The sequence below is a fragment of the Pseudomonas sp. S1_G07 genome (genome assembly GCF_054668565.1).
In genome coordinates this window covers 370,644-391,780 of record NZ_CP162778.1, presented here as the reverse complement: position 1 = coordinate 391,780, position 21,137 = coordinate 370,644, and the positions used below count along the sequence as shown (strand labels likewise).

The window sequence follows — 21,137 nt, the reverse complement described above, 5'->3', positions numbered from 1 at the left end:
TTGCAGCTTGCTCCTTGCCGCTGCACTGTCCTGTGCCCGCCATCCGTGTAGGGCACGCCCTACCCCCAACCTTCCATCCGGCTGATGCGATTCTCTCCTGACCCCCGATTTCCGGGGGCTCGCGCCTGGAATACGCTTGTGCCACAGCAGTCCAAAATACAAAGGTGCGGGTATGAGCGAGGTGGATTCAAATGATGTACTGGTCAGCTTTCGTGGCGTGCAGAAGAGCTACGACGGCGAGAACCTGATCGTCAAAGACCTCAACCTGGAGATTCGCAAGGGCGAGTTCCTCACCTTGCTCGGGCCTTCCGGTTCCGGCAAGACCACCAGCCTGATGATGCTCGCAGGCTTCGAAACGCCGACCGCCGGTGAAATCCAGCTGGCAGGACGCGCCATCAACCACGTGCCGCCGCACAAGCGTGATATCGGCATGGTGTTCCAGAACTACGCGCTGTTCCCGCACATGACCGTCGCCGAAAACCTGGGGTTCCCGCTCTCGGTGCGCGGTTTGAGCAAGACCGACATCAGCGAGCGGGTCAAGCGCGTGCTGAGCATGGTCCAGCTCGACGCCTTCGCCCAGCGCTACCCGGCGCAATTGTCTGGCGGCCAGCAACAGCGTGTGGCCTTGGCCCGCGCCCTGGTGTTCGAACCGCAACTGGTGCTGATGGACGAACCCCTCGGCGCCCTCGACAAGCAACTGCGCGAACACATGCAGATGGAGATCAAGCACCTGCACCAGCGCCTCGGCGTCACCGTGGTGTACGTAACCCACGATCAGGGTGAAGCCTTGACCATGTCCGACCGCGTGGCGGTGTTCCACCAGGGCGAGATCCAGCAGATCGCCGCGCCGCGTACGTTGTATGAAGAGCCGAAGAACACCTTTGTCGCCAACTTTATCGGCGAGAACAACCGCCTCAACGGTCGCCTGCACAGCCACTCCGGCGATCGGTGTGTCGTGGAGCTGGCGCGTGGCGAGAAAGTCGAGGCGCTGGCGGTGAACGTCGGCCAGATCGGCGGCCCGGTGACCCTCTCGGTGCGCCCGGAGCGCGTGAGCCTCAACGGTTCCAGTGAGAGCTGCGTCAACCGCTTCTCGGGCCGCGTGGAGGAGTTTATCTACCTGGGGGACCACGTGCGTGTGCGCCTGGAAGTCTGCGGCAAGACTGATTTTTTTGTGAAACAACCGATCGCCGAGCTGGATCCGGCACTGGCGGTCGGCGACGTGGTACCGATTGGCTGGCAAGTCGAGCACGTTCGCGCACTCGACCCACTTCTAGAGGCGAATTGATCGCCCCCCATGGCTTCACCAACCCTGCACGTGGAGAGAACAACAATGTTGAGATCCCTTAAGTATTCCGCACTGGCGATCGGTTTGATCGGCGCGACACAGGCCATGGCAGGCCCTGATTTGACGATCGTTTCCTTTGGTGGCGCGAACAAGGCCGCCCAGGTCAAGGCTTTCTATACGCCGTGGGAAAGCGCGGGCAACGTTAAGATCATTGCCGGTGAGTACAACGGCGAAATGGCCAAGATCAAGGCCATGGTCGACACCAAGAGCGTGACCTGGGACTTGGTGGAAGTTGAATCGCCGGAGCTGTCCCATGGTTGTGACGAAGGCATGTTCGAACGCTTGGACTCGAAACTGTTCGGCAACCCCGCCGACTATGTGAAGGGTGCGATCCAGCCGTGCGGCGTGGGTTTCTTCGTGTGGTCGACCGTGCTGGCCTATAACGCCGACAAACTGGCCTCCGCGCCGACCAGTTGGGCGGATTTCTGGGACACCAAGAAATTCCCGGGCAAGCGTGGCCTGCGTAAAGGTGCCAAGTACACCCTGGAGTTCGCCTTGATGGCCGATGGCGTAGCGCCCAAAGACGTCTACAAAGTGTTGGCCGGCAAAGAAGGTCAGGACCGTGCCTTCAAGAAGCTCGACGAACTCAAACCGTCGATCCAATGGTGGGAAGCCGGCGCACAACCGCCGCAGTACCTCGCCTCGGGTGACGTGGTGATGAGCTCGGCCTACAACGGCCGCATCGCTGCCGTGCAGAAAGAAAGCAACCTGAAAGTGGTGTGGAACGGCGGCATCTACGACTTCGACGCTTGGGCCATTCCAAAAGGCCTGGATGAAGCCCGCGCCGAAGCGGCGAAAAAATTCATCGCCTTCTCGGTCGCGCCGCAGCAGCAGAAGACCTATTCGGAAAACATCGCCTACGGCCCGGCCAACACCCAAGCCGTACCGCTGCTGGCCAAGGACATCCTCAAGGATATGCCGACCACGCCGGAGAACATCGCCAATCAGGTGCAGATCGATGTGAGTTTCTGGGCGGATAACGGTGAGGCGCTCGAGCAGCGTTTCAATTCCTGGGCTGCCAAGTAACCAGCAGTACCGCTAGACCTCTGTGGGAACCGGTAACTGTGGGAGCGGGCTTGCTCGCGAAAGCGGTGGGTCAGTTAGCCGCTGCGTCGACTGACACGCAGCCTTCGCGAGCAAGCCCGCTCCCACATGAGATCTACTGTGTTGGGCAGCTTGCATTCATTTTCATAAATCGGAGTTTGCCATGGCCATCGCCATTCCTGGCCCCACCCTCAAGCAGCGCCTGGCGCGTGCCGAACGGCTTAATCGCTGGAAGGCCCAGGCCCTGATTGCGCCGCTGGTGCTGTTTTTGCTGCTGGTGTTCCTGGTGCCAATCGTCGCGCTGCTCTACAGGAGCGTCGGCAACCCGGAAGTGGTGGGCGGCTTGCCGCGTACCGTGGTGGCGGTGACGGCCTGGGACGGCCGTGGCCTGCCGGGCGAATCGGTGTACCAAGCCCTTAGTGAAGACTTGGGCGAGGCGCGCAAAAACCAGACCTTGGGCAACCTGTCCAAGCGCTTGAACATGGAACTGGCCGGCTATCGCAGCCTGCTGACCAAAACCGCGCGGGCGCTGCCGTTTACCGAAGCGCCTGCCTCTTATAAAGAAGCGCTGGAAAGCCTCGACGAACGCTGGGGCGACCCGGCGTACTGGCAGGCGATCCGGCGCAATACCAGCAGCCTCACGCCTTACTACCTGCTGGCGGCCGTCGATCACCGCATCGACGATCTGGGCGAAGTGGCTCCAGCCACCCCCGACCAGGCGATCTACCTGGACATCTTCGCCCGCACCTTCTGGATGGGCCTGGTGATCACCGCCATCTGCCTGGTGCTGGCTTATCCACTGGCCTACCTGCTGGCCAACCTGCCGGCGCGTAAAAGCAACTTGCTGATGATCCTGGTGCTGCTGCCGTTCTGGACCTCTATCCTGGTGCGGGTGGCCGCGTGGATCGTGTTGCTGCAAGCCGGCGGCCTGATCAACGGTGCGCTGATGGGCATGGGCCTGATTGATAAGCCGCTGGAGTTGGTGTTCAACCGCACCGGTGTCTACATCTCCATGGTGCATATCCTGCTGCCGTTCATGATTCTGCCGATCTACAGCGTGATGAAGGGGATTTCGCCCACTTATATGCGTGCAGCGATCTCCCTGGGCTGTCACCCGTTCGCCAGTTTCTGGCGCGTGTACTTCCCACAGACCTACGCCGGCGTGGGCGCTGGTTGCCTGCTGGTGTTCATCCTGGCGATTGGTTACTACATCACCCCGGCGTTGCTGGGCAGCCCGAACGACCAGATGGTCAGCTACTTCGTGGCCTTCTATACCAACACCAGCATCAACTGGGGCATGGCGACGGCGTTGGGCGGTTTGCTGCTGCTGGCGACCGTGCTGCTGTACCTGATCTACAACCGGCTGGTAGGCGCCAGCCGCCTGCGCCTGAGCTGAGGAGAACGTGCGATGCTGAGTTCTTACATGTCACCAGTGGAGCGGGTGTGGTTCTACAGCTTGCGGATCCTCTGCGGCCTGATCCTGCTGTTCCTGATATTGCCCGTGCTGGTGATCATCCCGCTGTCGTTCAACAGCGGCAGTTTTCTGGTGTACCCGCTGCAAGGTTTCTCGCTGCGCTGGTACCAGGACTTCTTCGGTTCGGCCGAATGGATGCGCGCACTGAAGAACAGCATCATCGTCGCCCCGGCGGCCACGGTGCTGGCCATGGTGTTCGGCACCCTGGCGGCGATTGGCCTGACTCGCGGAGACTTTCCCGGCAAGGCGCTGGTGATGGCCCTGGTGATTTCGCCGATGGTGGTGCCGGTGGTGATTATCGGCGTGGCCAGTTACCTGTTCTTTGCGCCTTTGGGCCTGGGCAACAGCTTTTTCTCATTGATCGTGGTGCATGCCGTGCTCGGCGTACCGTTTGTGATCATCACCGTGTCGGCGACCTTGCAGGGCTTCAACCATAACCTGGTGCGGGCGGCAGCGAGCCTGGGCGCCTCGCCCTTGACCGCGTTTCGCCGAGTGACCTTGCCGCTGATTGCGCCGGGAGTGATCTCGGGTGCGCTGTTCGCGTTTGCGACCTCGTTCGATGAGGTGGTAGTGACGTTGTTCCTCGCCGGCCCCGAGCAAGCGACCTTGCCACGCCAGATGTTCAGCGGCATCCGCGAAAACCTCAGCCCGACGATTGCGGCGGCGGCGACCTTGCTGATTGCCTTCTCGGTCTTGCTGTTGCTGACCCTGGAATGGTTGCGCGGGCGTAGCGAGAAGCTGCGCACTGCTCAGGTGTAACGACCAGATGGAGACCCAAATGTGGGAGCGGGCTTGCTCGCGAATGCGGTGGTTCAGTGACTCATGTACTGACTGACACACCGTCTTCGCGAGCAAGCCCGCTCCCACAGGGGATTTGCGTTCGGTCAACCAGGGCTACCATTCAGCCCCTGAATGGCAGACAACCCCCCTGCATCAGCTACTCTTGTGCCAGCCCATTTCCGAATAAGAGGCCGCGCACATGAGTACTTCCTCATTCAAGATCGCCCACAAGTTGCTGACCGGCGCTGGCGCGATCGAGCAACTGGCCGCCGAGCTGACACGCCTGGACGTGGATAACCCACTGATTGTTACCGACGCCGCGCTGGTCAAGTCCGGCACGGTGGCACTGGCGCTTGAGCATTTGGGCGAGCGCAGCTACGAGATTTTCGACCGCGTGCTGCCCGACCCGGAAATCGCCATCGTCGAAGACTGCATGCAAGCCTACCGCGACGGAGGGCACGACGGCCTGATTGGCCTCGGTGGCGGCAGCGCCATCGACATCGCCAAAAGCGTGGCCGCCTACGCCGGTTACCACGGCGCCCTGGCGGACTTGTTCGGTATCGACCAGGTGCCGCGCAAAGGGCCACCGTTGATCGCCATTCCCACCACGGCCGGCACCGGCTCGGAGGTGACCAATGTGGCGATCCTCTCCGACAAGGTTGCCCAGTTGAAAAAAGGCATCGTCAGCGACTACCTGTTGCCTGACGTCGCGCTGATCAGCCCGCAGATGACCCTGACCTGCCCGCGCGGTGTCACGGCCGCCAGTGGCGTGGATGCGTTGGTGCATGCCATCGAGTCCTACCTGTCGCTGAATGCCTCGCCCATCACCGATGCCCTGGCCATTGGCGCGATCAAGCTGATTGCCAGCGCATTGCCCAAGGCTTACGCCAACCCCGCCAATCTGCAGGCCCGCGACGACATGGCCACTGCCAGCCTGATGGCCGGCATGGCCTTCGGTAACGCCGGCGTGGGCGCCGTGCATGCGTTGGCGTACCCGCTGGGCGGGCGTTTCAACATTGCCCATGGTGTGAGCAATGCGCTGTTGCTGCCCTATGTGATGCATTGGAACAAGCTGGCTTGTGTCGAACGTATGCAGGACATTGCCCAGGCCATGGGGGTGAATGTCGTCGGCCTGAGCGCCAACGATGCCGCCGACCGGGCCGTGGAGGCGATGACGCGCCTGTGTGCCGCTGTGGAGATCCCTTCGGGGCTGCGCAGTGTCGGGGTTCCCGAAGACGCGATCCCGGCCATGGCCGAGGAAGCGGCGGGTATCGAACGCCTGATGCGCAATAACCCGCGCAAGCTCAGTGCGGCCGACATCGAGAAAATCTATCGGGCCGCGTACTAGCCGTTGAGTGAGGTCACGGTGCGCAGGGCAAAGCAGGAGGTATACAATGCGCGCCATCGTGATTTAGCTCAAAAAAGGTGCGTCATGCAGCCCTTCGTTATCGCTCCATCGATTCTCTCCGCTGACTTCGCCCGCCTGGGGGAAGAAGTGGACAAGGTGTTGGCCGCCGGGGCCGACTTCGTGCACTTCGATGTCATGGACAACCACTACGTACCCAACCTGACCATCGGCCCGATGGTCTGCGCCGCGCTGCGCAAGTACGGGATCACCGCGCCGATCGATGCGCACCTGATGGTCAGCCCGGTAGATCGCATCATCGGTGACTTCATCGACGCCGGTGCGACCTACATCACGTTCCACCCGGAAGCCTCGCTGCACGTCGACCGCACCCTGCAATTGATCCGCGAAGGCGGCTGCAAGGCGGGCCTGGTGTTCAACCCGGCCACGCCGCTGGACGTCCTCAAATATGTGATGGACAAGGTCGACATGGTGTTGCTGATGAGCGTCAACCCAGGTTTCGGCGGGCAGAAGTTCATCCCCGGCACCCTCGACAAGCTGCGTGAAGCCCGCGCGCTGATCGATGCTTCGGGCCGGGATATCCGCCTGGAAATCGATGGTGGGGTCAACGTCAACAATATCCGTGAAATTGCCGCAGCGGGCGCCGACACCTTCGTGGCGGGCTCGGCGATCTTCAACGCCCCGGATTATCAGGAAGTCATCGCCAAGATGCATGCAGAACTGGCGCTGACGCGTCCATGAGCGGCTTTGAGCGGTTGTTCTCCGGCCAGTTGCCACGGCTGGTGATGTTCGATCTGGACGGCACTTTGATCGACTCGGTGCCAGACCTGGCGGCGGCGGTGGACCAGATGCTGCTCAAACTGGGGCGTAAGCCGGCGGGGCTCGCCTCGGTACGTGAATGGGTGGGTAACGGCGCGCCGATGCTGGTGCGCCGGGCCCTGGCCAATCATATCGACGCTGACGGCGTTGATGAGGTGGAGGCCGAGCACGCCCTGGAACTGTTCAACGCTGCCTATGAAGGCAACCATGAACTGACTGTGGTTTACCCTGGCGTGCGCGACACGCTCAAATGGCTGAGCAAGCGGGGCGTGGAAATGGCCCTGATCACCAACAAGCCGGAGCGTTTCGTTGCGCCGCTGTTGGACCAGATGAAAATCGGCCGTTATTTCCGCTGGATTATCGGTGGCGATACCTTGCCGCAGAAGAAACCCGATCCGGCTGCGCTGTTTTTCGTGATGAAGATGGCCAATATTCCGGCGTCCCAGTCGTTGTTTGTCGGCGATTCGCGCAGCGATGTGCTGGCGGCAAAAGCGGCGGGCGTACAGTGTGTGGCGTTGAGTTACGGTTATAACCATGGCCGGCCGATTGCCGAAGAATCGCCGGCGCTGGTGATAGATGACCTGCGACTGCTAATCCCCGGTTGCTTGGGAGCTGGCGCTGAGATAACGTTGCCCGATACCGATCCGTCCCCTTCTGGAAATTCCATCGTGGTGGTCACTCGCAAACTCTGGATGAAAGTCATCAAGGCCCTGGCCCGCTGGCGTTGGCGCGCCTGACTGATCCTGGCCGCGCCATGCGGCACGTTTGCCTACCTGACTGTTAGACCCTCACGCCACGAGGCACCTCATGATCCGCGAAGAATTCCTGCGTTTGGCCGCTGCCGGCTATAACCGTATCCCCCTGGCCTGCGAAACCCTGGCCGACTTCGATACGCCGCTGTCGATCTACCTGAAGCTGGCCGACGAGCCCAACTCCTACCTGCTCGAGTCGGTACAGGGCGGCGAGAAGTGGGGCCGTTACTCGATCATCGGCTTGCCGTGCCGTACCGTCATGCGCGTGCATGACCATCATGTGAGCATCACTCATGATGGCGTAGAGATCGAAAGCCACGAAGTAGAAGACCCGCTGGCGTTCGTCGAAACCTTCAAGGCGCGCTATAACGTACCGACCATTCCCGGCCTGCCGCGTTTCAATGGCGGCCTGGTGGGGTACTTCGGCTACGACTGCGTGCGCTATGTGGAAAAACGCCTGGGCAAATGCCCGAATCCGGACCCGCTGGGCGTGCCGGACATCCTGCTGATGGTCTCCGATGCGGTGGTGGTGTTCGACAACCTCGCCGGCAAGATGCACGCGATTGTGCTCGCCGACCCGGCACAGGCGGATGCGTTCGAACAGGGGCACGCCAGTCTGGAAGCCCTGCTGGAAAAATTGCGTCAGCCAATCACCCCGCGTCGCGGCCTGGACCTGCGCCGTCCGCCGGCGGCCGATCCGATCTTTCGTTCAAGCTTTACCCAGGATGACTACGAACGCGCTGTCGACACGATCAAGGAATACATCCTCGCCGGTGACTGCATGCAGGTGGTGCCGTCGCAACGCATGTCCATCGACTTCAAGGCCGCGCCCATCGACCTTTACCGGGCACTGCGCTGCTTCAACCCGACGCCGTACATGTATTTCTTCAACTTTGGCGATTTCCACGTAGTGGGCAGTTCGCCGGAAGTGCTGGTGCGCGTCGAGGACAACCTGATCACCGTGCGCCCGATTGCCGGTACGCGCCCCCGTGGCGCCACCGAAGAAGCGGATTTGGCGCTGGAAGAAGACCTGCTGAGCGACGACAAGGAAATCGCCGAGCACCTGATGCTGATCGACCTGGGCCGTAACGACACCGGGCGCGTCTCGGAAATCGGCTCGGTGAAGTTGACCGAGAAGATGGTCATTGAGCGTTACTCCAACGTGATGCACATCGTGTCCAACGTCACTGGCGAGCTGAAAGCCGGCTTGACCGCGATGGATGCACTGCGGGCGATTTTGCCGGCGGGCACTTTGTCGGGGGCGCCGAAGATTCGCGCGATGGAAATCATCGATGAATTGGAGCCGGTCAAGCGTGGCGTCTACGGCGGCGCCGTGGGGTATTTCGCCTGGAACGGCAACATGGACACCGCCATTGCGATCCGCACGGCGGTGATCAAGGACGGGGAGCTGCATGTGCAGGCCGGTGGCGGAATTGTCGCCGACTCGGTGCCGGCCCTCGAATGGGAAGAAACCCTGAACAAGCGCCGCGCGATGTTCCGCGCCGTTGCGCTGGCTGAACAGACCCCCAATTCCTGAGGTTTGCCCCATGTTGCTGATGATTGATAACTACGACTCCTTTACCTACAACGTTGTGCAGTACCTGGGCGAGCTGGGTGCCGAGGTCAAGGTGGTGCGCAACGACGAACTCACCGTGGCTGAAATTGCTGCGCTGAACCCCGAGCGCATCGTGGTTTCGCCGGGCCCGTGCACCCCCACCGAGGCGGGCATCTCGCTCGAAGCCATCCGGTACTTCGCCGGCAAACTGCCGATCCTGGGTGTGTGCCTGGGGCACCAGTCCATCGGCCAGGCGTTTGGCGGTGACGTAGTGCGCGCGCGCCAGGTGATGCACGGCAAGACCAGCCCAGTGTTCCACAAGAACATGGGCGTGTTTCAAGGCCTTAACCTGCCAGTCACGGTTACCCGCTACCATTCGCTGGTAGTCAAGCGTGAAACCCTGCCTGAATGCCTTGAACTGACGGCCTGGACCCAACTGGAAGACGGCTCCGTCGACGAGATCATGGGCCTGCGGCACAAGACATTGAATATCGAAGGGGTGCAATTTCACCCCGAGTCGATCCTGACCGAGCAGGGCTACGAGCTGTTCGCCAACTTTCTCAAGCAGAGCGGCGGCACGCGCTAAGGACTTTTTATGAATATCAAGACAGCCCTGAGCCGTATCGTCGGCCACCTGGACCTGAGCACCGCTGAAATGAGCGATGTGATGCGCGAGATCATGACCGGTCAATGCACCGATGCGCAGATCGGCGCGTTCATGATGGCGATGCGCATGAAGAGCGAGAGCATCGACGAGATCGTCGGTGCCGTCTCGGTGATGCGCGAGCTGGCGGACAAGGTTGAACTCAAGACTCTCGACGGCGTGGTTGACGTGGTCGGCACCGGCGGTGACGGTGCGAATATCTTCAACGTGTCGACGGCTTCCTCCTTTGTGGTGGCGGCGGCGGGTTGCACCGTGGCCAAGCACGGTAACCGCGCGGTGTCCGGCAAGAGCGGCAGCGCCGACTTGCTGGAAGCGGCCGGCATCTACCTGAACCTCACGCCGGTGCAAGTGGCACGCTGCATCGACAATGTGGGCATCGGCTTTATGTTTGCCCAGTCCCACCATGGTGCGATGAAACACGCCGCTGGCCCGCGCAAGGACCTGGGCCTGCGCACCCTGTTCAACATGCTTGGCCCGCTTACGAATCCGGCCGGTGTGAAACATCAGGTGGTGGGCGTGTTCAGCCAGGCGCTGTGCCGCCCATTGGCCGAAGTGCTGCAACGCATGGGCAGCAAGCATGTGCTGGTGGTGCACTCCAAGGACGGCTTGGACGAATTCAGCCTGGCCGCACCCACCTTTGTGGCGGAGCTGAAGAATGACCAGATCACCGAATATTGGGTCGAACCTGAAGACCTGGGCATGAAGAGCCAGAGCCTGCATGGTTTGGCGGTGGAAAGCCCGGCGGCGTCGCTGGAATTGATCCGTGATGCCTTGGGACGGCGCAAGACCGAAAACGGGCAAAAAGCTGCGGAAATGATTGTTCTGAATGCTGGCGCGGCACTTTATGCGGCCGACCATGCCTATAGTCTTAAGGAAGGTGTCGAATTGGCCCACGATGCACTGCACACCGGGTTGGCTCGCGAGAAACTCGAAGAGCTGGGAGCATTCACCGCAGTATTCAAGATGGAGAATGAAGGATGAGTGTGCCGACCGTTCTGGAAAAAATCCTGGCCCGCAAGGCCGTAGAAGTCGCCGAACGCCGTGCGCGTATTAGCCTGGCCGAGCTGGAAAACCAGGCCAAGCTTGCCGACGCACCGCGTGGTTTTGCCAATGCCTTGATCACCCAGGCCAGGCTTAAGCAGCCGGCCGTCATCGCCGAAATCAAGAAGGCCTCGCCGAGCAAGGGCGTGATCCGCGAAAACTTCGTGCCGGCGGACATTGCCGCCAGCTATGAGAAGGGCGGCGCGACGTGCCTGTCGGTATTGACCGATATCGATTACTTCCAAGGTTCTGACCTGTTCCTGCAACAGGCTCGCGCAGCGTGCAAATTGCCTGTGATCCGCAAGGATTTCATGGTCGACCCCTACCAGATCGTCGAAGCTCGCGCCTTGGGTGCCGACTGTGTGCTGCTGATCGTCTCCGCACTGGATGACGTGAAGATGGCCGAGCTGGCGGCCGTGGCCAAAAGCGTCGGCCTGGACGTGCTGGTGGAAGTGCACGACGGCGATGAGTTGGAGCGCGCCCTGAAAACCCTCGACACGCCGCTGGTGGGGGTCAACAACCGTAACCTGCATACCTTTGACGTCAGCCTGGAAACCACCCTCGACCTGCTGCCGCGTATCCCGCGCGACCGCTTGGTGATTACCGAGAGTGGCATCGTCAACCGCGCCGATGTGGAGCTGATGGAGATCAGCGACGTGTACGCCTTCCTGGTGGGCGAGGCCTTCATGCGCGCCGAGAACCCAGGAGCGGAACTGCAACGCCTGTTCTTCCCGGAACGTGATGTCGCGGTCAGGGGTTCGACCCTGGACTGAGCAGAAACTCGGTATACCTTTGAAATGTAATCTAAATGTGGGAGCGGGCTTGCTCGCGAATAGGGAGTGTCAGTCACTGAGTGTGTTTCTGATACGCCGCATTCGCGAGCAAGCCCGCTCCCACATTGGTTTCAGTGTTCATTCTGATAGGGGTGTGCGATGACTAAGCCGGTGGCCATGACCGTTGAGGCTGGCCTTGCCGCTGAGCAGGCGCTGCTGGCTGCCGTTTGTGCCGGCGAGCAGGAAGTTGGCCTGCTGTTCTGGCAGCCCAGCGATCAAGCCTTGGTGATGCCGCGCCGGTTGAGCCGGCTGCCGGCATTCGAGACGGCCAGCCAGGTCTCGGCGCAGGCCGGTTGGCCGGTGTTGCTGCGTGAAACCGGCGGCGAACCGGTGCCGCAGTCCAGCGCTACGGTCAATATCGCCTTGGTCTACGCGCCGCCGCGCAGTGAAAGCGACCAGGGCCGCATCGAAACCGGTTATCTGCGCTTGTGCCAGCCGATCTGCGACCTGTTGATCGAGCTGGGCGGCGATGCCTCCGTCGGTGAAGTCGAAGGAGCGTTCTGCGACGGTCGTTACAACGTCAACCTCAATGGCCGCAAAATGGTCGGCACGGCCCAACGCTGGCGACAAAGCGGTGGTCGCCCGGTGGGGTTGGTGCACGGAGCATTGTTGTTGGATAACGATCGCGAAGAGCTGATTGCGGCGGTAAACCGCTTCAATGAAGCCTGCGGTCTGGAGCAGCGTGTACGTGCCGACAGCCATATCGCCCTGCACGAAGCTTTTCCCGCGCCGGATGCGATCAGCCGGCTGGACACCTTGTACCGCCGGATGCTCGCCGGCTTCCTGCTGGCTTAGCGGGTACCGAACACCACCATTGTCTTGCCTTTGACGTGCACCAGGCTGCGCTCTTCAAGATCCTTGAGCACGCGGCCGACCATCTCCCGCGAACAGCCGACAATGCGCCCGATTTCCTGGCGAGTGACTTTGATCTGCATGCCATCCGGGTGAGTCATGGCGTCGGGTTGCTTGCACAACTCCAGCAGGCAACGTGCGACGCGACCGGTGACGTCAAAGAACGCCAGGTCGCCGACCTTGCGCGTGGTGTCCCGCAGGCGTTGGGCGATCTGGCCGCTGAGGGCGTAGAGAATGTCCGGGTCCTGCTGGGCCAGTTCACGGAATTTCGCGTAACTGATCTCGGCCACTTCGCACTCGACCTTGGCTCGCACCCAGGCACTGCGCTCCTGTTCTTTGCCCGCTTGTTCGAACAGCCCCAATTCGCCGAAGAAATCCCCGGTGTTCAGATAGGCGATGATCATTTCGCGGCCATCGTCGTCTTCTATCAAGATCGTGACCGAGCCCTTGATAATGAAGAACAGCGTTTCGGAGCGCTCGCCGGCGCAAATGATGTTGTGCTTGGCGGGATGACGTCGGCGCTGGCAATGCATCAGCAACTTGTCGAGATTCTTGATCTTGGGTATGGGAGTAAGAGCAACCATGGTTGTATCCCGAAATGCAGCGCAAAGTGGTTGGAGTTGTTGTATTCAGCGGTATCGGCATAGGGACACGCTGTATAAAGGGTGGCAATACGCCACACATTTGGCGCCAGCTTAACAGACACATTCTGACTCGATGAGCGAATTTGCTGGGGAGGGGGCCTTATTGATCGCTTTGATGTGAAACGCTGTCGCGGCCAGGCCCTGTGCTAAGCTGGCGACCCTTTTTTAGCAGTGGAGTCTGGGCGATGAAGGCACGCATCCAATGGGCGGGCGAAGCCATGTTCCTCGGTGAGTCGGGCAGTGGCCATGTAGTGGTCATGGATGGCCCGCCGGAAGCCGGTGGCCGCAACCTGGGCGTACGCCCGATGGAGATGCTCCTGCTTGGCGTGGGCGGCTGCAGCAATTTCGACGTGGTGAGTATTCTGAAAAAGTCTCGCCAGGCCGTGGAAAGTTGCGAAGCGTTCCTGGAAGCCGAGCGCGCCACGGAAGATCCCAAGGTGTTCACCAAGATCCATATGCATTTCGTGGTCAAGGGCCGGTCGCTGAAGGAAGCCCAGGTCAAGCGTGCCATCGAGCTGTCGGCCGAGAAGTACTGCTCGGCATCGATCATGCTCGGCGCGGCTGGTGTGGCCATCACTCATGATTACGAGATTATCGAGCTGGGTTGATGACCCATCGGTAAAAGAAAAGGGCGCTTGAGAGCGCCCTTTTTGCCGTTGCGGCTGGGTCAGATGCGGTAGGTGCTTTTGGTCATGACCTTGGCCAGCAGGCTCATGCCAAACCTCACCGGTGCCGGGAAGCGAAAACCACCGGCATCCAGCGCGCTTTCGGCGTGGTGTTCTTCATCGATGCGCATTTGCTCCAGAATCGCCCGGGACTTTTCATCGTCAGCCGGCAACTGTTCCAGGTGTTCATCCAGGTGTTTGCACACTTGATGTTCCGTCGCTGCGACAAAACCGAGGCTGACCTTGTCGCTGATCAAGCCGGCAGCCGCGCCGATGCCGAACGATAACCCGTAGAACAGTGGGTTGAGCACGCTGGGATGGCTGCCGAGCTGGCGAATGCGTTGTTCGCACCAGGCCAGGTGATCGATTTCTTCTTCGGCGGCATGCTCCATGGCCGCGCGGACCTGCGGCAGCTTGGCGGTCAGGGCCTGGCCCTGGTACAGCGCCTGGGCACAGACTTCGCCGGTATGGTTGATGCGCATCAGGCCGGCCACATGGCGGGTCTCGGTCTCGCTCATCTTTGCGTCTGGCTGCACGATCGCGGGCGACGGGCGGTACGGTTGGCCACTGAAGGGCAACAGGGTGCGCATGGCCATGTCGGCTTGCAGCAACAGACGGTCAATCGGCGAGTAGTGACGTTGGGTAGTCATGCTGACCTCCGGGAAGAATCTCGGCGGCCAGTTTACCGCAAGAGAGGGGCAAGCGTTTGCGCTGAGTCAACGTGCCTTTGTGGCGAGGGAGCTTGCTTGCGTCCGGCCGCGAAGCGCTCGCAAACTCCCGATAACCCTCAGCCCGGCGGCCAGTTCATCTGGCGTTTGCCCAGGACGTGCATATGGATGTGATAGACGGTTTGACCGCCATCTTTATTGCAGTTCATCACCACGCGAAAACCGTTCTCGCAGCCTTGTTCCACGGCCAGGCGCTGGGCGGTGAACAGGATGTGTCCGGCCAGTGCCTTATCTTCTTCCGTCAGGTCATTGAGGGTGCGAATCGGCTTCTTCGGGATCACCAGGAAATGCACCGGTGCCTGAGGCGCGATATCGTGGAAGGCCAGGACCTGGTCATCCTCATAAAAAATCTTCGCGGGTATTTCTCTGTTGATGATCTTGGTGAATAGCGTATCTGGAGCTTCCACAGCTGTTTCTCCATTATGAATATGCAGGGTGAGTGTACTCAGGCCATCAGCGCGGGCAATAGGCCTTATTGATGGCGCCGGCTATCTTGCGGGTCAGCCAGCGCGGGCTGAAACGCGGACTGAAGGCCAGCCAGCGGTTGCGGAGGCCGGGGATGATGATGGCTTTGTTCTTTTCCAGTGCGCGCACGGTATAGAGCGCGACTTCTTCCGGGCTCATCAGTTGCTCGCTGCGGTCGAGCTTGGCAGTGTCCATTTGGGCGGTACCGAAGAACGCGGTGCGTGTCGGGCCAGGGCAGAGCACCGAAACCTTGATGCCGCAGGTTTTCAGTTCCTCGCGCAGGCCTTCGGAGAAATGCAGTACATAGGCCTTGCTGGCGTAGTAGCTGCTCATCCATGGGCCGGGTTGGAATGCGGCTATCGATGCAACGTTGAGGATTTGCCCACCACCCTGCAGCGCCATGCTATTGCCCAGGGCGTGGCACATGCGGGTGAGCGCGAGGATGTTGACCTCGATAAGGTCTTGCTCGGTCATCCAGTCCTGGGCCAGGAATGGCCCGCTGGTGCCGATGCCGGCGCAGTTCACCAGCAGATCGATTTGCCGCTCGCCTTCTTCAAGCTCCAGCAGGAACCCGGACAAGCGCAACGGCTCACCCAGGTCACAGGCACGAAATAGCACCTCGACGCCGAAGCGTTGAGTCAATTCAATTGCAATGCTTTCCAACTGATCACGCTGGCGGGCCACCAGAATCAAACTGCGGCCACGACGGGCCAGGGCTTCGGCCAAAGCCAGGCCGATGCCGCTGGAGGCACCGGTGATCAGAGCGTAACGGGTCATGCCTTTCTCCATCGCAACGCCAAGCGCCTGCGATGGATGCATCACAGGCGCGGGGCGTTTCTTTACTGTTCTGGAGAGTCTACAGGTTCGGCTGCTTCGTCAGCACTTTGCGCGTCGTCTTCATCGACGGTCACGCTCTGGTCGGCATCCGCGTCAGAGGTGATGGAGCTGCTCTCGTAGCTGCTGTCTACATTGCTCTCGAGTTGATCCAGGTAGCCATTCATCCCCAGGGTCACCACGATGATGAGCACCAACGGGATAAACGCCAGCCACAACGAGGCCAGGACTTTCACGGCCGTGGAGTTGCGCGGTGGCGGGGCGCCGTACTGGTTGGCGCCTGCGTTACCTGGCAGCACCAGCAGCAACAGCGGGAAAACGCTGTTTACCAGCGGCACCAGGTTCAGCAGGTACAGCCAGCCGGACCAGCCCAGGTCGTGCAGGCGCTGCACACCGATTTGCACGCTCACCACCACGAGTCCGACGAACAGCGCGAACCCCAGCAGTGAACCGAGAATGATGGCTATAGTTGGCGAGGCGGTCGCTATCGCGAAGCCCACTGTGCTGATGATGCCTGCGGCCACCAGCATTGCGACGCTCAGCACCAGCGTCCATGCCAGGTACCGCAGGCGGCCGATGCGCCCATTGATCGTAAAGACGTTGAGGGTGGAATACTCCGGCAGGTTCTCACCCACGGCGGCGCGCGGTGGTGCATATGGAGAGGCGGCCGGGCGGGAGAAGTCCGAGGCGCCGGAATCCGTCTCATGGGTTTCGCCAAGGCTGAAAGCCACTGGCTGTTCGGCTTCGATACGCGCATCGACCCCGGCGTTTTTCAGCGCGGTGAGGTAGGTTTCGGCATCCGGGCGCGAGAGGTCGCGCTTAAGTGCGACCGGGCGGCCGGTAAAGAGCTTTTCGATCTCTTCGACCGTGCTCTTGAAGAGCTCGGCCAGGTTCAGTTTGGCCGTGGTGCTTTCGACACCCGGGAGCAAGGCTCCATCAAACACAATCTTGAAACGGTTGTCGCTCATGCGGGCATCCTTGTCACTGGATCTATGGGGGAATGCAGGCCGGCTCAACGGGCTGGCCTTGCGGTTGGGTCAGCGTGGCCAGCGCAACTGTGTCGCCTGCTCGCGCGCCTTGCGGTATTCGGCATCCAGGCGGGCAACGAGTTCATCGACGCTGGGTAAATCATTAATTTCGCCGACGCCCTGGCCGGCGGACCATACGGTCTTCCAGGCCTTGGCTTCATCACTTAACGGCTTGAGCTTGGAGCCAAAGTTGACTTCGCCTTTGCCTTGCAGGGCGGCGAGGTCGAAGCCGGCGTTTTCCAGGCTCTGGCGCATGAAGCTTGCGGGCACGCCAGAAACAGCGGGAGTGTGCACGATGTCGGCTGCGCGCGATGTGAGCAGCATCTCTTTATACGCATCCGGCGCGTGACTTTCGGTGGTGGCGATAAAACGGGTGCCGAGATAGGCCAGGTCGGCACCGAGCAGCTGAGCCGCCAGGATCTCATGACCATGGTTGAGGCAGCCAGCCAGCAGCAGGGTTTTATCGAAGAATTGGCGAATCTCGGCCACCAGCGAGAACGGGCTCCAGGTACCCGCATGGCCCCCGGCGCCGGCAGCGACGGCAATCAGCCCGTCCACGCCGGCTTCGGCGGCTTTCTCTGCATGGCGCCGGGTGGTGACATCGTGAAACACCAGCCCGCCGTAGCGGTGCACGGCGTCGACCAGTTCTTTCACTGCGCCCAGGCTGGTGATTACGATCGGCACCTTATGCTCGACGCAGATTGCCAGATCGGCCTCCAGGCGTGGGTTGCTGTTGTGCACGATCAGGTTGACGGCATACGGCGCGGGGGTATCCAACTGCGCCAGGCCTGCTTCGATTTCCTCCAGCCAGGCCTTGAAACCGCTGCTTTCGCGCTGGTTGAGCGCCGGAAAACTGCCAACGATCCCATTGCGGCAGCAGGCCAGGACCAGTTGCGGGTTGGAAATCAGGAACATCGGCGCAGCCACCACAGGCAGGCGCAGACGTTGTTCAAGCAGAGCGGGCAGCGACATGTGGAGTACCCCGGTTAATTGAAGTTAGAACGGTTTGACCACGACCAAAATTACGATAGCCAGCAATATCAGAACCGGCACTTCATTGAACCAGCGATAAAAGACATGGCTGCGGGTGTTTTCGCCACGGGCGAAGCGTTTGACCTGCGCGCCGCACATATGGTGGTAGCCAATCAACAGCACTACCAGGGTCAGCTTGGCATGGATCCACGCGCCCATGCTGAAGATGCCGGGGTTAAGCGCGATCAGCCAGATGCCGAATACGAGGCTGGCGAGCATCGCCGGGCCCATGATGCCGCGGTACAACTTGCGCTCCATGACGCTGAAGCGTTCCTTGCTGACGGTGTCTTCGCTCTGGGCGTGGTAGACGAACAGGCGTGGCAAATAGAACAGCCCGGCAAACCAGCAGACGATGCTGACGATATGGAAGGCTTTGACCCATAGATAGAGCATTTTTAGTTATTCCCAGGTTCACGGTAGCGAAGATAGTAGTGGCTCTTGCGCCCATACGTCACGTTGACGGTTGTCGCGGGACGATACGGACCCTATTATCGACGGCTTTCCAGTGGTTCGTTGAGGGCAGGTTTATGGTCAAGGTCGGTATTGTCGGCGGCACGGGTTACACCGGTGTCGAATTGCTGCGTCTGCTGGCTCAGCATCCGCAAGCTGAAGTGGTGGTCATCACCTCCCGATCCGAGGCTGGCCTGGCCGTGGCCGATATGTACCCGAACCTGCGAGGCCACTACGATGGCCTGGCGTTCAGCATTCCGGACATCAAGACCCTTGGCGCCTGCGACGTGGTGTTCTTTGCCACGCCCCATGGTGTTGCCCATGCACTGGCCGGTGAGCTGCTGGCCGCCGGGACCAAGGTCATCGATCTGTCGGCGGACTTCCGTCTGCAGGATGCCGATGAGTGGGCCAAGTGGTATGGCCAGCCTCATGGTGCGCCGCAGCTGTTGGAGGAGGCGGTGTACGGCCTGCCGGAAGTCAATCGTGAACAAATCCAACAGGCTCGCCTGATCGCGGTGCCGGGTTGCTATCCGACCGCGACGCAGTTGGGCTTCCTGCCATTGCTCGAAGCCGGGCTGGCGGATACTTCGCGCCTGATCGCAGACTGCAAGTCTGGCGTCAGCGGCGCTGGCCGGGGCGCTGCGGTCGGTTCGCTCTACTCCGAGACGTCGGAAAGCATGAAAGCCTATGCGGTAAAAGGGCATCGCCATCTGCCGGAAATCCGCCAGGGGTTGCGTCGTGCCGCCGGTAAGGACGTGGGTCTGACCTTCGTACCGCACCTCACACCGATGATCCGTGGCATTCACTCCACGTTGTATGCGACGGTCACCGATCGTTCGGTAGACCTGCAGGCGCTGTTTGAAAAGCGTTATGCCAACGAGCCGTTCGTCGACGTGATGCCAGCTGGCAGCCACCCGGAAACCCGCAGTGTGCGCGGTGCCAACGTATGCCGGATTGCCGTGCATCGTCCGCAGGACGGTGACTTGGTGGTGGTGTTGTCGGTGATCGACAACCTGGTGAAGGGCGCGTCGGGCCAGGCGGTACAGAACATGAACATCCTGTTCGGCCTGGATGAGAAGCTGGGCCTGTCCCACGCTGGCATGCTGCCTTAAGAGCCGCTTCAAGTTGTAAGCTGCAAGCTTGGGGCTGAGACTTGAAGCTTGCCGCGGCTCCCATAATAGTTGACCGCTTTTCTAGGAGAAGCGGATAATACCGGCCATTACGCATATGGCGGCGCTACGCCGGGAGATTATCAGCATGAGCGTTGAATCCTTCACCCCCACGGCTTTGCAATTTACCCACGGTGCTGCGCACAAGGTGAAGAGCCTGGTCGATGAAGAGGGTAATGATCGCTTGAAGCTGCGCGTATTCGTTACGGGCGGCGGTTGTTCAGGGTTTCAGTACGGTTTTACCTTCGATGAAGATGTGGCCGACGATGACACCATCGTTGAACGCGAGGGCGTGAGCCTGGTCGTGGACCCGATGAGCTTCCAGTACTTGGCGGGTGCCGAGGTGGATTATCAGGAAGGTCTGGAGGGTTCGCGTTTTGTGATCAAGAACCCTAACGCCACCACGACGTGTGGTTGCGGATCTTCCTTCTCGATCTGATCGACGGCGGATACAAGAACGCCGCTTGGCTTTGATTGGCCAAGCGGCGTTTTGCTGTCTGGAGCTCAGGCTGGGTAGATTGCGCCCAGTATGCGCGGCCCACGCGCGCCGGTGACGCTGGGACGGTTTGCAGCAATACCTTCCAGGCAGCAATGAGCCAGCCAGGCGAACGCCATGGCTTCGACCCAATCCGGGTCCACGCCATAAGTGGCGGTGCTGCTGACCTGGGTGGATGGCAGCAAGGCCGCCAGGCGCTTCATCAGCGTGCTGTTATGCGCTCCGCCGCCACAAACCAGCAAGGTTTCGGTCTGGGGTTGTGCTGTTTGCAGGGCTTCGACGATGGTCAGGGCGGTGAGCTCCAGCAGCGTCGCCTGAACGTCTTCGGGTTGGAACTCGGGAAGGCGGCCAAGGTGCTGTTGCAGCCATTGCAGGTTGAACACTTCGCGACCGGTGCTTTTCGGGCCTTTGGTCAGGAAGAATGGATCACCAAGCAACGCGTGGAGCAGTTGGGGTTCGACCCGGCCGCTGCTTGCCCACTGGCCGTCGCGGTCAAAATGCTCGCCGTGTTGCAGGTTAATCCAGGCATCCAGCAGGACGTTGCCAGGGCCACAGTCGAAGCCCGCTACGGGTTTGCCGGTCTCGATCAGGCTGAGGTTGCTGAAGCCGCCGACATTCAATACCGCACGGTTACCGGTGCTCTCGCCAAACAGCGCTTCATGAAAGGCTGGTACCAACGGGGCACCTTGGCCGCCGGCTGCGACGTCGCGACTGCGGAAGTCGCTGATGACGGTGATACCTGTCAGCTCAGTGAGTAAAGCCGGGTTGCCGATCTGGACGGTAAAACCTTGGGCGGGTTCGTGGCGGATGGTCTGGCCATGGCTGCCAATCGCACGGATGTGCTGTGGCTTGAGCTTATGCTGCTCGAGCAGGGTATGAATGCCTTGTGCTGCGAGGGTGACCCAATGCTGCTGGGCTATCGCTGAGCGGGCAATCTCATCCGGGCCGCTGGTGCACAGACTCAGTAGCTCGGCGCGCAGGGCGGTAGGCATGGGGGTGTAGTGGGTGGCGATCAAGTTGATCGCCGAGCTTTGGTCGATCAAGGCGATATCCAGGCCATCAAGGCTGGTCCCGGACATCACGCCGATATAGAGAGGCATG

23 protein-coding genes are annotated in these 21,137 nt (G+C 60.8%); 15 read left to right on the top strand and 8 right to left on the bottom strand.

What is annotated here, in order from left to right:
• Window positions 1-172 precede the first annotated feature (172 nt).
• The 12 genes from AB4O05_RS01870 to AB4O05_RS01815 all read left to right on the top strand — a co-directional run bounded on the left by AB4O05_RS01870 (window position 173) and on the right by AB4O05_RS01815 (window position 12,468).
• Window positions 173-1,285 (top strand): ABC transporter ATP-binding protein, encoded by a 1,113-nt coding sequence (locus tag AB4O05_RS01870; protein ID WP_460133559.1) that lies wholly within the window; start codon window positions 173-175, stop codon window positions 1,283-1,285.
• 45 nt (window positions 1,286-1,330) lie between these two features.
• The gene (locus tag AB4O05_RS01865) at window positions 1,331-2,371 is read left to right on the top strand and encodes an ABC transporter substrate-binding protein (RefSeq protein ID WP_460133561.1); all 1,041 of its coding nucleotides are present in this window, start codon (window positions 1,331-1,333) and stop codon (window positions 2,369-2,371) included.
• Between the two features lie 181 nt (window positions 2,372-2,552).
• Window positions 2,553-3,785 (top strand): ABC transporter permease, encoded by a 1,233-nt coding sequence (locus tag AB4O05_RS01860; protein WP_460133562.1) that lies wholly within the window; start codon window positions 2,553-2,555, stop codon window positions 3,783-3,785.
• Window positions 3,786-3,797: 12 nt separating this feature from the next.
• On the top strand, window positions 3,798-4,622 hold the full coding sequence (locus AB4O05_RS01855; protein ID WP_460133563.1) for an ABC transporter permease: 825 nt from the start codon (window positions 3,798-3,800) through the stop codon (window positions 4,620-4,622).
• A gap of 220 nt (window positions 4,623-4,842) precedes the next feature.
• On the top strand, window positions 4,843-5,991 hold the full coding sequence (locus tag AB4O05_RS01850) for an iron-containing alcohol dehydrogenase (protein WP_460133565.1): 1,149 nt from the start codon (window positions 4,843-4,845) through the stop codon (window positions 5,989-5,991).
• A gap of 84 nt (window positions 5,992-6,075) precedes the next feature.
• Window positions 6,076-6,750 carry a ribulose-phosphate 3-epimerase gene (gene rpe / locus AB4O05_RS01845; RefSeq protein ID WP_460133567.1) on the top strand — a complete coding sequence of 225 codons (675 nt, stop codon included), beginning with the start codon at window positions 6,076-6,078 and terminating at the stop codon, window positions 6,748-6,750.
• Window positions 6,747-7,565, top strand: a complete 819-nt coding sequence (locus tag AB4O05_RS01840) for a phosphoglycolate phosphatase (RefSeq protein WP_460133568.1) — start codon at window positions 6,747-6,749, stop codon at window positions 7,563-7,565. The genes rpe and AB4O05_RS01840 overlap by 4 nt, the downstream gene beginning before the upstream one ends.
• Before the next feature lie 70 nt (window positions 7,566-7,635).
• Entirely contained in the window at window positions 7,636-9,117 is a 1,482-nt protein-coding gene (gene trpE / locus AB4O05_RS01835) for an anthranilate synthase component I (protein ID WP_460133569.1), read from the top strand.
• A gap of 10 nt (window positions 9,118-9,127) precedes the next feature.
• Window positions 9,128-9,721, top strand: coding sequence for an aminodeoxychorismate/anthranilate synthase component II (locus tag AB4O05_RS01830; protein ID WP_460133571.1), 594 nt, complete (start codon window positions 9,128-9,130; stop codon window positions 9,719-9,721).
• 9 nt (window positions 9,722-9,730) lie between these two features.
• Window positions 9,731-10,780: an anthranilate phosphoribosyltransferase gene (trpD, locus tag AB4O05_RS01825; RefSeq protein WP_460133572.1), complete on the top strand. Its 1,050-nt coding sequence runs from the start codon at window positions 9,731-9,733 to the stop codon at window positions 10,778-10,780.
• Window positions 10,777-11,613 carry an indole-3-glycerol phosphate synthase TrpC gene (trpC, locus tag AB4O05_RS01820; protein ID WP_460133573.1) on the top strand — a complete coding sequence of 279 codons (837 nt, stop codon included), beginning with the start codon at window positions 10,777-10,779 and terminating at the stop codon, window positions 11,611-11,613. Before trpD ends, trpC begins: the two co-directional genes overlap by 4 nt.
• A gap of 159 nt (window positions 11,614-11,772) precedes the next feature.
• Window positions 11,773-12,468 carry a lipoate--protein ligase family protein gene (locus tag AB4O05_RS01815; protein WP_460133574.1) on the top strand — a complete coding sequence of 232 codons (696 nt, stop codon included), beginning with the start codon at window positions 11,773-11,775 and terminating at the stop codon, window positions 12,466-12,468.
• On the opposite strand, the gene crp is transcribed toward AB4O05_RS01815, so the two are convergent.
• A complete protein-coding gene (crp, locus tag AB4O05_RS01810; RefSeq protein ID WP_460133576.1) occupies window positions 12,465-13,109 on the bottom strand; it encodes a cAMP-activated global transcriptional regulator CRP in 645 nt (214 codons plus the stop codon). The two genes, AB4O05_RS01815 and crp, sit on opposite strands and share 4 nt — an antisense overlap.
• Window positions 13,110-13,354: 245 nt before the next feature.
• On the opposite strand from crp, the gene AB4O05_RS01805 reads away from it, so the two are divergent.
• Window positions 13,355-13,777, top strand: a complete 423-nt coding sequence (locus AB4O05_RS01805; protein WP_177043266.1) for an OsmC family protein — start codon at window positions 13,355-13,357, stop codon at window positions 13,775-13,777.
• A gap of 59 nt (window positions 13,778-13,836) precedes the next feature.
• Here the strand turns inward: AB4O05_RS01805 and coq7 are convergent, their stop codons facing one another.
• From coq7 to hemJ, 6 genes are all read right to left on the bottom strand, one after another.
• Complete coding sequence (gene coq7, locus AB4O05_RS01800) at window positions 13,837-14,484, bottom strand: 2-polyprenyl-3-methyl-6-methoxy-1,4-benzoquinone monooxygenase (RefSeq protein WP_460133578.1); 648 nt, start codon at window positions 14,482-14,484, stop codon at window positions 13,837-13,839.
• Between the two features lie 137 nt (window positions 14,485-14,621).
• Window positions 14,622-14,969 carry a histidine triad nucleotide-binding protein gene (locus tag AB4O05_RS01795; RefSeq protein WP_460133580.1) on the bottom strand — a complete coding sequence of 116 codons (348 nt, stop codon included), beginning with the start codon at window positions 14,967-14,969 and terminating at the stop codon, window positions 14,622-14,624.
• Between the two features lie 46 nt (window positions 14,970-15,015).
• The gene (locus AB4O05_RS01790; protein WP_460133582.1) at window positions 15,016-15,804 is read right to left on the bottom strand and encodes an SDR family NAD(P)-dependent oxidoreductase; all 789 of its coding nucleotides are present in this window, start codon (window positions 15,802-15,804) and stop codon (window positions 15,016-15,018) included.
• Between the two features lie 62 nt (window positions 15,805-15,866).
• Window positions 15,867-16,829, bottom strand: a complete 963-nt coding sequence (locus tag AB4O05_RS01785) for a DUF805 domain-containing protein (protein WP_460133584.1) — start codon at window positions 16,827-16,829, stop codon at window positions 15,867-15,869.
• Between the two features lie 69 nt (window positions 16,830-16,898).
• Window positions 16,899-17,861, bottom strand: a complete 963-nt coding sequence (locus tag AB4O05_RS01780; RefSeq protein WP_460133586.1) for an NAD(P)H-dependent flavin oxidoreductase — start codon at window positions 17,859-17,861, stop codon at window positions 16,899-16,901.
• A gap of 24 nt (window positions 17,862-17,885) precedes the next feature.
• Window positions 17,886-18,314: a protoporphyrinogen oxidase HemJ gene (gene hemJ, locus AB4O05_RS01775; RefSeq protein ID WP_460133587.1), complete on the bottom strand. Its 429-nt coding sequence runs from the start codon at window positions 18,312-18,314 to the stop codon at window positions 17,886-17,888.
• 134 nt (window positions 18,315-18,448) lie between these two features.
• Here hemJ and argC point away from each other — a divergent pair, with 134 nt between their 5' ends.
• Together argC and erpA are read left to right on the top strand one after the other, a co-directional pair.
• Entirely contained in the window at window positions 18,449-19,483 is a 1,035-nt protein-coding gene (gene argC / locus AB4O05_RS01770) for an N-acetyl-gamma-glutamyl-phosphate reductase (RefSeq protein ID WP_460133589.1), read from the top strand.
• 145 nt (window positions 19,484-19,628) lie between these two features.
• Window positions 19,629-19,979, top strand: coding sequence for an iron-sulfur cluster insertion protein ErpA (erpA, locus tag AB4O05_RS01765; RefSeq protein ID WP_003176443.1), 351 nt, complete (start codon window positions 19,629-19,631; stop codon window positions 19,977-19,979).
• Between the two features lie 65 nt (window positions 19,980-20,044).
• On the opposite strand, the gene AB4O05_RS01760 is transcribed toward erpA, so the two are convergent.
• Window positions 20,045-21,136, bottom strand: a complete 1,092-nt coding sequence (locus AB4O05_RS01760) for an anhydro-N-acetylmuramic acid kinase (RefSeq protein ID WP_460133591.1) — start codon at window positions 21,134-21,136, stop codon at window positions 20,045-20,047.
• Window position 21,137: the final 1 nt, after the last annotated feature.

Excerpts from the sequence above, each read along its gene's own strand:
- trpE (WP_460133569.1), top strand. The coding sequence starts at position 7,636 with ATGATCCGCGAAGAATTCCTGCGTTTGGCCGCTGCCGGCTATAACCGT.
- AB4O05_RS01855 (WP_460133563.1), top strand. The coding sequence starts at position 3,798 with ATGCTGAGTTCTTACATGTCACCAGTGGAGCGGGTGTGGTTCTACAGC.
- AB4O05_RS01760 (WP_460133591.1), bottom strand. The coding sequence starts at position 21,136 with ATGCCTCTCTATATCGGCGTGATGTCCGGGACCAGCCTTGATGGCCTG.
- argC (WP_460133589.1), top strand. The coding sequence starts at position 18,449 with ATGGTCAAGGTCGGTATTGTCGGCGGCACGGGTTACACCGGTGTCGAA.
- AB4O05_RS01870 (WP_460133559.1), top strand. The coding sequence starts at position 173 with ATGAGCGAGGTGGATTCAAATGATGTACTGGTCAGCTTTCGTGGCGTG.
- AB4O05_RS01785 (WP_460133584.1), bottom strand. The coding sequence starts at position 16,829 with ATGAGCGACAACCGTTTCAAGATTGTGTTTGATGGAGCCTTGCTCCCG.
- AB4O05_RS01865 (WP_460133561.1), top strand. The coding sequence starts at position 1,331 with ATGTTGAGATCCCTTAAGTATTCCGCACTGGCGATCGGTTTGATCGGC.
- AB4O05_RS01790 (WP_460133582.1), bottom strand. The coding sequence starts at position 15,804 with ATGACCCGTTACGCTCTGATCACCGGTGCCTCCAGCGGCATCGGCCTG.
- crp (WP_460133576.1), bottom strand. The coding sequence starts at position 13,109 with ATGGTTGCTCTTACTCCCATACCCAAGATCAAGAATCTCGACAAGTTG.
- hemJ (WP_460133587.1), bottom strand. The coding sequence starts at position 18,314 with ATGCTCTATCTATGGGTCAAAGCCTTCCATATCGTCAGCATCGTCTGC.
- AB4O05_RS01805 (WP_177043266.1), top strand. The coding sequence starts at position 13,355 with ATGAAGGCACGCATCCAATGGGCGGGCGAAGCCATGTTCCTCGGTGAG.
- coq7 (WP_460133578.1), bottom strand. The coding sequence starts at position 14,484 with ATGACTACCCAACGTCACTACTCGCCGATTGACCGTCTGTTGCTGCAA.
- trpD (WP_460133572.1), top strand. The coding sequence starts at position 9,731 with ATGAATATCAAGACAGCCCTGAGCCGTATCGTCGGCCACCTGGACCTG.
- AB4O05_RS01860 (WP_460133562.1), top strand. The coding sequence starts at position 2,553 with ATGGCCATCGCCATTCCTGGCCCCACCCTCAAGCAGCGCCTGGCGCGT.
- trpC (WP_460133573.1), top strand. The coding sequence starts at position 10,777 with ATGAGTGTGCCGACCGTTCTGGAAAAAATCCTGGCCCGCAAGGCCGTA.
- AB4O05_RS01815 (WP_460133574.1), top strand. The coding sequence starts at position 11,773 with ATGACTAAGCCGGTGGCCATGACCGTTGAGGCTGGCCTTGCCGCTGAG.
- AB4O05_RS01780 (WP_460133586.1), bottom strand. The coding sequence starts at position 17,861 with ATGTCGCTGCCCGCTCTGCTTGAACAACGTCTGCGCCTGCCTGTGGTG.
- AB4O05_RS01850 (WP_460133565.1), top strand. The coding sequence starts at position 4,843 with ATGAGTACTTCCTCATTCAAGATCGCCCACAAGTTGCTGACCGGCGCT.
- AB4O05_RS01830 (WP_460133571.1), top strand. The coding sequence starts at position 9,128 with ATGTTGCTGATGATTGATAACTACGACTCCTTTACCTACAACGTTGTG.
- rpe (WP_460133567.1), top strand. The coding sequence starts at position 6,076 with ATGCAGCCCTTCGTTATCGCTCCATCGATTCTCTCCGCTGACTTCGCC.
- AB4O05_RS01840 (WP_460133568.1), top strand. The coding sequence starts at position 6,747 with ATGAGCGGCTTTGAGCGGTTGTTCTCCGGCCAGTTGCCACGGCTGGTG.
- erpA (WP_003176443.1), top strand. The coding sequence starts at position 19,629 with ATGAGCGTTGAATCCTTCACCCCCACGGCTTTGCAATTTACCCACGGT.